The organism is Vibrio sp. Vb0304 (assembly GCF_033338995.1).
Classification (GTDB): Bacteria; Pseudomonadota; Gammaproteobacteria; order Enterobacterales; family Vibrionaceae; genus Vibrio; species Vibrio alginolyticus.
In genome coordinates this window covers 1-1,021 of record NZ_JAWOTT010000382.1, presented here as the reverse complement: position 1 = coordinate 1,021, position 1,021 = coordinate 1, and the positions used below count along the sequence as shown (strand labels likewise).

General features: G+C 50.2%; 1 protein-coding gene. It reads right to left on the bottom strand.

Features of this window, described 5'->3' with window-relative positions:
* Positions 1-1,021, bottom strand: a 1,021-nt coding sequence (locus R7P35_RS26405) for a monovalent cation:proton antiporter-2 (CPA2) family protein (protein ID WP_318093457.1), incomplete at both ends; no start/stop codon positions are given.

Genomic DNA, 1,021 nt, shown 5'->3' with positions numbered 1-1,021 from the left:
CCACCACCAACAAGAAAGCAACTTGGTCTTTGGTTAAGATACCTTCTTGGCTTGCCGCGGTGAAAATCACAAACGCAAACTCACCACCTTGGCTCAAGATGGCGGCCATACGGCTACGTGCTTTTTCTCGCACTCGACCCGCCCTGGCTAGGGCGTACAACACCAAACCTTTCACCACAACCAAAGCCACCACCGCACCAAGAATTTCAAGAGGATGCAACGCCAGTAAGCCTAGGTTTACCGCCATGCCAACCGCAATAAAAAACAGACCAAGCAGCAAGCCTTTAAACGGCTCGATAGCGATTTCTAGCTCATGGCGATATTCACTTTCGGCCAGCAGCACTCCAGCTAAGAAAGTTCCTAGCGCCATGGACAAGCCCAGTTTTTGCATCACCACCGAAATGCCTAGCACCACCAAGAGTGAAGCCACGGTAAATAGCTCGCGAACCCCACTCATCACGACAAAACGAAACAGAGGGCGCAATAAAAAGTGACCACCAATCAACAAGGCTACGACACTGCCTAAAACGGTAAAAGCATCGAACCAACTACCTACATTCTGTTCACCAGCCAAAAGCGGTAACATAGCCAACATCGGTATGACGGCGATATCTTGAAAAAGCAGCACAGCAAAACCAGACTGGCCCGTTTCGGTGCCATTGAGGCCTTGCTCTTCAATCACTTTGAGTGCAATAGCCGTAGAGGAAAGGGCGAGCCCCATGCCGATGACCAAACTCACCTGCATACTCAAGCCAAACAAACTGACAATGCTACCAATAACCGCCGTCGTCACTACAACTTGCGCGCCGCCAAGACCTAAAATCGGCCCTCGCATTTGCCATAATTTTTTCGGGTTCAATTCCAAGCCAATTAAGAACAGCAGTAACACCACCCCGAGCTCGGCAAAATGCAGAATCGCATCGACATCGCTAATCAGGCGTAATCCCCAAGGGCCAATCAATACTCCTGCCAACAAATAGCCAAGCACCGAACCTAAGCCAAATCGCTGCGCCAAAGGAAC